General features: G+C 69.9%; 6 protein-coding genes and 2 tRNA genes. 3 read left to right on the top strand and 5 right to left on the bottom strand.

Features of this window, described 5'->3' with window-relative positions:
* The 4 genes from VAE46_RS05020 to VAE46_RS05005 all read right to left on the bottom strand — a co-directional run.
* The coding region (locus VAE46_RS05020; protein ID WP_322795822.1) for a dipeptide ABC transporter ATP-binding protein at positions 1–1,027 on the bottom strand (1,027 nt) is incomplete at its 3' end.
* The gene (locus tag VAE46_RS05015) at positions 1,011–2,012 is read right to left on the bottom strand and encodes an ABC transporter ATP-binding protein (protein ID WP_322795821.1); all 1,002 of its coding nucleotides are present in this window, start codon (positions 2,010–2,012) and stop codon (positions 1,011–1,013) included. The genes VAE46_RS05015 and VAE46_RS05020, both read right to left, overlap by 17 nt.
* A 73-nt stretch (positions 2,013–2,085) precedes the next feature.
* Positions 2,086–2,167, bottom strand: a tRNA-Leu gene (locus VAE46_RS05010).
* A 45-nt stretch (positions 2,168–2,212) separates the two neighbouring features.
* Positions 2,213–2,288 (bottom strand) — tRNA-Lys (locus VAE46_RS05005).
* A gap of 162 nt (positions 2,289–2,450) precedes the next feature.
* On the opposite strand from VAE46_RS05005, the gene VAE46_RS05000 reads away from it, so the two are divergent.
* Together VAE46_RS05000 and VAE46_RS04995 are read left to right on the top strand one after the other, a co-directional pair.
* On the top strand, positions 2,451–3,377 hold the full coding sequence (locus VAE46_RS05000; protein ID WP_322795820.1) for a glycerophosphodiester phosphodiesterase: 927 nt from the start codon (positions 2,451–2,453) through the stop codon (positions 3,375–3,377).
* Between the two features lie 129 nt (positions 3,378–3,506).
* Positions 3,507–3,686 (top strand): hypothetical protein, encoded by a 180-nt coding sequence (locus VAE46_RS04995; RefSeq protein WP_322795819.1) that lies wholly within the window; start codon positions 3,507–3,509, stop codon positions 3,684–3,686.
* A gap of 8 nt (positions 3,687–3,694) precedes the next feature.
* Here VAE46_RS04995 and VAE46_RS04990 read toward each other — a convergent pair whose 3' ends face one another.
* Entirely contained in the window at positions 3,695–4,654 is a 960-nt protein-coding gene (locus tag VAE46_RS04990) for a hypothetical protein (RefSeq protein ID WP_322795818.1), read from the bottom strand.
* Between the two features lie 213 nt (positions 4,655–4,867).
* Between VAE46_RS04990 and VAE46_RS04985 the strand changes: the two genes are divergently transcribed.
* The gene (locus VAE46_RS04985; RefSeq protein WP_322795817.1) at positions 4,868–7,933 is read left to right on the top strand and encodes a tetratricopeptide repeat protein; all 3,066 of its coding nucleotides are present in this window, start codon (positions 4,868–4,870) and stop codon (positions 7,931–7,933) included.
* Positions 7,934–8,178 lie beyond the last annotated feature (245 nt).

The following is an 8,178-nucleotide window of genomic DNA, read 5'->3' as shown; positions in this document are numbered from 1 at the left end:
AGACGCGGTGGCACCAGACCCAGTGCTCGCGGTCGGCGGTGCCGACGTTCCGCCATTCGGGCCGGCGGGCGCGGCATTCGTCGATGGCGATCGGGCAGCGGGTGTGGAAGACGCAGCCGGGCGGCGGGCGGAGCGGGCTGGGAACGTCGCCGAGCAGGATGATGCGCTCGCGCTTGCGCTCCACGTCCGGGTCGGGGATCGGCACGGCCGAGAGCAGCGCCTTGGTGTAGGGGTGCAGCGGGTTCTCGAAGATGGAGTCCCGGTCGGTGAGCTCCATCATGTGGCCGAGGTACATCACGCCGACGCGGTCGCTGATGTGGCGAACGACGGAGAGGTCGTGGGCGATGAAGAGGTAGGTCAGGCCGAACTGGTCCTGCAGGTCCTGGAGCAGGTTGATGATCTGGGCCTGGATGGAGACGTCGAGTGCGGAGACCGGCTCGTCGCAGACGATGAAGTCGGGCTCAACAGCGAGCGCGCGGGCGATGCCGATACGCTGCCGCTGGCCGCCCGAAAATTCGTGCGGGAAGCGATTCGCGAAGTAGGGGTTGAGGCCGACGGTCTGGAGAAGGTTCTGGACGCGTTCCTTCTTCTCCTTGCCGGAGGCCAGCTTATGGATGGTGAGGGGCTCGCTGATGATGCTCCCGACGGACATGCGCGGGTTCAGGCTCGCGTAGGGGTCCTGGAAGATCATCTGCATACGGCGGCGGAAGCGGCGCAGCTCTCCGCCTTTGACCTTCGTGAGGTCGGTGCCGTCGAAGACGACAGAGCCGTCGGTGGGGCGGGTAAGCTGCAGGATCGCCTTGCCGGTCGTGCTCTTGCCGCAGCCCGATTCGCCGACGAGGCCGAGCGTTTCGCCGCGGCGCACTTCGAACGAAATGCCGTCGACGGCGCGGACGTCGGCCACCTTGCGCTGGAAGATGATGCCCGAGGTGACGGGGAAGTAGACCTTGAGGCCGTCGACCTTGACCAGGGTGTCGCCGATGGCGGCGCGGCCCGGTCGTGCTGGAGAACTAGTTTGCTGCGCCAACTGGCACCTCCCGGCGGACGCGATCCGATTCCCAGCAGGCGGCGTAGTGCTTTTCGCCTACGAGGTTGAACGGGGGGTATTCCTCGCGGCAGCGGTCGACCCGCCAGGCGCAGCGAGGATAGAAGGGGCAGCCCGGCGGCAGGTGGGCGAGGTCCGGCGGGAGGCCCTCAATCGGGATGAGCTTCTCCTTGCGCCGTTCATCGAGGCGCGGCACCGAGTTGAGCAGGCCAACGGTGTACGGGTGCTTGGGGTTGCGGTAGAGCTCGACGGCGGAGGCCGTTTCGATCACGCGGCCGGCGTACATCACGTTCACGCGGTCGGCGTAGCGAGCAACGACGCCGAGGTTGTGGGTGATGATGATGACGGCCGTCCCGAACTCCCGGCTCAGGCGGTTCATGACCTCGAGAATCTGGGCCTGGATGGTCACGTCGAGCGCGGTGGTGGGCTCGTCGGCGAGGAGCAGCTTGGGGTTGCAGCTCATCGCCATGGCGATCATCACGCGCTGGCGCATACCGCCGGAGAACTGGTGGGGGTAGTCATCGAGGCGGTTGCGCGCCTCCGGGATGCCGACCATCTCCAGCAGCTCGGCAGCGCGGTTGCGGGCGGCCTGGCCGTGCAGGTCCATGTGGAGCTCGAGCGTTTCGGTGAGCTGCCGGCCGATGGTGAGCACCGGGTTGAGCGACGTCATCGGCTCCTGGAAGACCATGGCGATTTCGTTGCCGCGGATCTTCCGCATCTCGTCTTCGTCGAGCTTCAGGAGGTCGCGCCCCTTGAAGATGATCTCGCCGGAGACGATTTTGCCGGGCGGCTGGGGGATGAGGCGGAGGATGGAGAGGGCGGAGACGCTCTTCCCGCAGCCGGATTCACCGACGAGCCCGAGCGTTTCGCCTTCCTCTACCACGTACGAGGTACCGTCGACAGCCTTGACGGTCCCCTCCTGCGTGTAGAAGTAGGTTCGCAGGTCTTTGACCTCGAGTAGCGGCATCCCTTCTCCTTTCGCGCCCTGCCCTTGCGGCGGTGCGGCATGTGGGTGGTCGCCCGGCCGGGGTTCGAGCACGTGGGGAAGAGGAGACTCGAACTCCTACGCCTTGCGGCACATGATCCTAAGTCATGCTCGTCTGCCGATTCCGACACTTCCCCACGAAGTGCGGGCGCCAGGCCCGGCGCGCCAATCGTACAGGGAGCTGGTGAGCCGCGGAGGACTCGAACCTCCAACCGGCTGATTAAGAGTCAGCTGCTCTGCCAGTTGAGCTAGCGGCCCCCTCAGGACGCGCGGGAGTATATCACGGGCACTTTCTGTGGCGGCAACTCAGGAACTGCCGCCTGCCGCTGCATTTACCGTACCGCGGCCCCGGTCGAACGTCCACAGGGGCGAAGTCGCCGGGAATTCGTGCCTTAACAATCCGCGGCATACGATCTCCGCGTGGAAGCAACGGGCCCGGGCGATGACGAGCCGCTAGCGGCCCGCCTGGCGCCGCTGGTGACGGGGCGGAGGCGGGTCGTGTGTGCGCATTCTGCCACCCTCTCGGGCAACCACGCCCCGAACACGCTCGCCGGGGTCGTCGAATGCGTCCGGGCGGGTGTGCCCCGGCTCGAAGTCGACCTTCGCTTCCTCGCCGACGATTCGCTGCTTTGCTTCCACGATGTCACCCTCGAGCGGCTGACCGACCGCGCCGGGAAGGCGAGCGACCTGACCGGCCCCGAGGCGAGGCAGCTCCGTTGCCGCTCCACCGGGGAGCCGCTCGCGTTCCTCGAGGAGGTGGTCGAGGCGGTCGCCGGCAGCCGCACGCTGGTGCAGGTCGACCTCAAACTCAACCGGGTCATCACGGAAACGCAGGCGGCGCGGCTCGAAGAGGCCCTCGCCCCGGTTGCCAGCCAGGTGATCGTGGGGTCGCAGTCGCCCTGGAACCTGCGGCGGTTGCGCGGGGTGCCGGTGGCGTTCGACCCAACGCAGTACCTCAATTACACGGCGGCTGAGCCGCAGGCGCCCTACCCGAGGACGCGCGGCGTGCACGGTTTCTGGGATGACTCTCCGGCTGCCGCCAATCCGAACATCGATGTACGCGATTACCTGCTCCTGCGCATCGAGGAGCTGCGCAGCCTGGTGCCGGGGGCGATTGAGTGGATGGTCGATATCGGCACCATCCTGCGCATGCTCGAAGTCGGCGTGCCTCTCGGGCGGGTGCTGCGGGAGTCGGGCATCGAGCTGGCGGCGTGGACGCTGCACGACGGCCCGGACCTCGGCGGGCTCCTGGCGCGGCTCTGGGAGGCCGATGCGACGACGGTGATTACCGATGCGCCGCTGGCCGTGGCCGGGCGGTTGGCCGGCCCGGCGCCGGCGGCTGCCTGACGAACGCTCCCCCGCCCGGCAACGGGGTTCACCGCGGCGTTACGCAATCTCATCCGGGAGACCCCGGTTGAACGGGCGGCCGGTGGCCGAATGTTCGAGCAGGGGAGAGACCACCCGGGAGTTCGAACGATGCGACGTGTACTGCGCCGGTGGGCGGACGGCCGAGATCCAGCGGAAGAGGGACAGGGCCTCGCCGAATACGCGCTCATCCTCGCACTGATCGCGCTCGTCTGCGTCGCGGCGCTGGGCACCCTGGGGCAGGCGATCGCCAACTCGCCGGGCTTTTCGGTGCTCCCGGGCTCACTCTAGCCGTTGCGTTAGAGCTGGATGCTTCCGCAATTGGCGGCGGTGCCCGCTACCCAGACGGCACCGCCGTTGAGCGTTTGCAGCGAGTTCACATAGGCCGGGGCACCCGGGACATACCGCTGCCAGGCGCCGTTGGTGTACTGGTACACCGCCGAAAAGCAGCCGTTCGCCCGCGCGAGCACGCTGGTGACCGGACCCGCCGGCAACACCACAAGGTTCCAGCCCGACCAGAGAGCCACCGTGGCGCCATCCGGCCGGGGCAGGGGCGTGGGCTGCGGCGTGGGGGTTGGGGTTGGGGTCCGCGTGGGCGTGGCTGTGGGTGAGGCGGTCGGGCTGGCGGTCGGGGTCGCCGTTGGGGCGGAGGCGCTCGCCCCCGGGCAACTGGCGGTTGCGGGGTACTGCGCGATGACGACGACCCAGGCCACCCGTCGGCCATCGGGGCTCGCGGCCCGTGCCGCGCCGACGCACTTGAACGGCAGCGAGGTCGAGGGCGTCGAGGCGAAGATGCCGCTGCCGGGGTAGGCCATCTGCGCCGCCGCCTGGGATGCCGTGACGACGATGGGTGAGCTCGATGCGTAGGCCCGGATGCCTTCGCCGCTGCCGTAGGCGTAGGGCGTCCCGTTGGAGGTGGTGCCGGTGTACCCGCAATCGATCGCGCGCTGCGGCCACGAACGCCCGAGCCCGTCGCTGTGGCCGCCGGGCGCGCCGTTGTCGACCTGCCACTGCGCGAACCACGCCGCCGCCGCATTCAGCGCGCCGGAGACCTGGAGCTGAGTCGAGTACGGGAGATTCTGGTCGCGCCACGCCTGGATGAGCTGGATGAACTGCTGCTCCTCAGCGTCGAGCGCATCGTGCGGGGTGCCGCAGGGGCCGGCGGCGCGTGCTCCAGTGCCGCCCGACGCCGACCAAGCGCCGAGGACGAGCAGGAGCCCGGCCGCGAACAGCACAAGGGGGAAGGTACGCATGGGCATCACCAACTGCGGGGGCGCTGGCCCGGTCACCATAACACCGGCGCCGCGAGCAACGTCAACCCCGTTGCAACTGGTCGCGCCACCCTCCATCCTCTACCATTCGGTAGGGAAATGGCGGCGAATCCGACGTCTGCAGCCTGCGCGCGCGCTCCGGGGAGCGGGATGGGGCATGGCCCTCGCCTGCCGCGCCGGCTGGTGCCGCGGCCCCGGGCGGTGGATCAGTTCCATCGCGCGATTGGCGCGGGGGTGATCGCCGTGGTGGCGCCGGCGGGCTACGGCAAGACGACCGTGGTGTCGCTGGCCGCCGCCGAGCTGGACTTCGAACCCCGCTGGGTCACGCTGGAGACCGCGTCGCGGGCCCCGGATGTCTTCGCCCGCCAGCTCGCGCAGGCACTCAGCGGCGATCCCCGCTACCCTGCCCCGGCGACTGCCGGGACGGTTTCAGACCTGCAGGCGTACGTGGGCGGCGTCCTGGCGGAAACGCTGGCCAGCTTCGAACGCCCGCTGCTGCTGGTCATCGATAACGTGCACGAGCTGGCTGATGCGCCCGACGCCCTGGCGCTGCTCGCCTGGCTGCCCACGGCCCTCGACGGCGGGCACGAGCTGGTGCTGGTGGGGCGAGAGCTGCCCTTCGTGGTGGGTATCAGCGAGGGCGTCGCCACCGGCGACATCCCCCTGCTGGGCGCGGAGCTGCTCGGGTTTAGCGAAGACGAGGTGGCCGAGGCCATCCGGTTGGCCGGGGCCGGGGTGGATGCCACCTCGGTGTACGCGGCCACGGGCGGCTGGCCGATCGCGGTAATGGCCCGGCTCGCGGGCGAGACCTTGCCCGGGGTCGGCGTGGCGGATTTCGAGCGATATCTCGAAGGCGAAGTGTGGGCGGCGGTGCCCGAACCACTGCGGTTCATCCTCCACCGGCTCGCGCTGCTGCCAACGATCGACCGGACCCACGTCGAGGTGGAGTACGGCCTGCACGCGTGGCGTGAGCTCTCCGGGTGGCTGGCCAGGCGGGATTTCCTGAGCGAGCAGCTCTCGCCGAGGGAGTTTCGGCTCAACCCGCTGCTGCGCCGGTTCATCGTGAGCGCCTTCGCGCGGACGGATCCCGAGGGATTCGCCGCCGCACTCGATGCAGTGCTGGCGCGGCTGGTGCGCCAGGGGCAGGTCGCCGAGGCGGTGGAGCTGGCCGCGAGCGAGGGCTCCGGGGAGCAGGTCGCGCGCCTGCTCGAGGCCCACGGGCACGCGCTCATCCTGCGCGGTTCGTTCAGCGTGCTGCGCGATGGCTTCGCCGCGCTCCCCGAATCGACGTTCGAGCGCAGCGCGCTGCTGGCCGCGCTCCGAGCCCGCCTGACCGCGCATACCGGCGACCCCGCGGAAGCCCTGCGCATGGCTGAGGACGTGCTCTCCCGTTCGGATGCCCGGGGCACGCCCGGCGTGCACGCGCGACTGGCGCGGTTGCGCGCGCTGCGGCTGCTTGGCCGAACGGACGACGTGCTGGCGGAAGCCGACCGGCTGCGCGCCATCCAGTGGGACGGCGACCCGGCGCTGGCGGTCGAGGTATCGTTCCACCGGGCCGATGTCGAGCTCAGTGTGGCGCGCAACTTTGCCCGCGCGGAAGCGCTGCTGCGGAGTGTGATCGAAGAGGCCGAGCAGCTCCGCATCCGCCCGCTGGGCCTGCTCGCGCTGTCGACGCTCGGGCAGGCCCTGGCTATGCACGGGGACGCGCCCGCTGCCGTCACTGTGCTGACGAAGGCGGCCCAGGGCTGGCGCGCGGTCGGGCGCTCCTCGAACCTCGGCTGGACGCTGAACAACCTTGGGATGGCCCACCTCGACTCCGGCGAGTTCGAGAGCGCCGCAGCTGTCCTCGAGGAGGCGGTGCGGGAGGGGATCGCCTGCGGCAACCGGCGGAATGTGGCCTACGCCACGGCCTCGCTGGGTGATGCGGAGCTGGCGCTGGGGCGCTTCGCCGCGGCGCAGGCGAGGTACGAGGAGGCGATGCGCATCTGCGCGAGCGAGGCGCTCGACGAGACGCTGGCGGCCCTGGCGATCGCCGGGCTCTCGGCGGCGCTGCTCGGCCAGGGCGACGTGCAGCAGGCGGATTTCTTCGCCCGGCGGGCGATGCTGGTGGCGATGGCCTCGCGCAACCCGTATGACATCGCGTTTTGCCGCACCCGCCAGGCGGCGGTGGAGCTGGCCGCGGGCAATGCGGTGGCCTCGATCGCGCTGGCGGAGCAGGCGGCGGCCCAGTTCGAGGAGCTGGACATCCCGCCGATGATCGCAGTCGCGCGCTACCGGGCGGCGATGGCGCAGTTCAAGGCCGGTCGGCGGCACGAGGCGCAAATTTCGCTCGAGCGCTGCGCCGCGGCGCTCCGCCAGCCGTGGATGAGCGGCGTTTTGGTGCCGCTGGTCCGGGAGCACCCGATGTTCGCCCAGTGGGCAGCCTCCCGCCCGGGCGCGGGCAGGTGGTTCCGCGAGATCCTGGAGCGGCAGAGCTTCCAGGTCTCCGACGCGCCGCAGGAGGAGCCGCAGGTGCCCGGCCGGCTGCCGAAGGTGGTGGCGCGCAGCCTCGGCAGGGTGATGGTCACGGTCGGCGGCCGGCACGTGTCGGATGAGCAGTGGGCCAGCACCCGCGCGAAGGAGCTGTTCTTCCTGCTGCTCGCGCATCGCGACGGCCTCCGCAAGGAGCAGGCGGTTGAGCTGCTCTACCCGGAGCTGCCGCGCGAACGGTGCAACAGCGCCTTCCATTCGAACCTCTACCGGGTCCGGCGGGCGCTCTACCAGGACTGCGTGGTCAAGCAGGACGGCGCGTACCTGCTGAATCCTGAGGGCCAGTTCGAATGGGACGTCGAGCAGTTCGAAGCCGCCCTCGAGCGTGGTCGCCGGGCCGAACCGGGCAGCAAGGAGCGCGCGCTGGCCTTCCAGGAGGCGCTCGAGCTGTACGAGGGCCCGTTCGCGGAGGTGTTCGAATCGGAGTGGGCAGCGGCGAAGCGGACGGCGCTGCACCAGGCCGCCCACGAGTCGCTGGCTGCGCTCGCCGGGTACTTCGCTGCGCGGCGGGACTTCGAAGCCGCAGCGCTCTGCCTCGAACGGATCCTGCGGGCGGACCGCTTCAACGAAGAGGCGGCCTACGAACTGGCGCGCTGCCGGAGCCGGGCGGGGCAAACGGTCCAGGCGCTGCAGTTCATCGACCAGTATGCCGCGGACTACGAGCAGGAGATAGGCGCGCCCCTGCCGGAGCGTTTCGCTCAGCTGCGGGCGGCCATCGCCTCCGGCCGGGCGGTCTGACGGCGCGCGCCGCGTCCAAAGTTTCCCGGGCAACAGATCAGCGGTTCGCATGAGAGCGTGATCGTTCTCGCGAGAGTTTCGCGAGAAGCGCGGGCTTAACCTCCGGGCGACATCCTGACCGGAGGAACAGAACCATGACCCGCCGCCTTATCTCCCTCGCGATCTCCGTCTCGGCGCTGGCCGTTATCGCACTTGCCGGCGCCGCACCGTATCAGTCCTGGTAAATCGCCCCCCGGGTTCCGGGC

The sequence above is a fragment of the Tepidiforma sp. genome, from assembly GCF_034433535.1.
Lineage (GTDB): Bacteria > Chloroflexota > Dehalococcoidia > Tepidiformales > Tepidiformaceae > Tepidiforma.
Note: the sequence above shows the minus strand (reverse complement) of the source record. Positions and strands in the feature narration are given on the sequence as shown.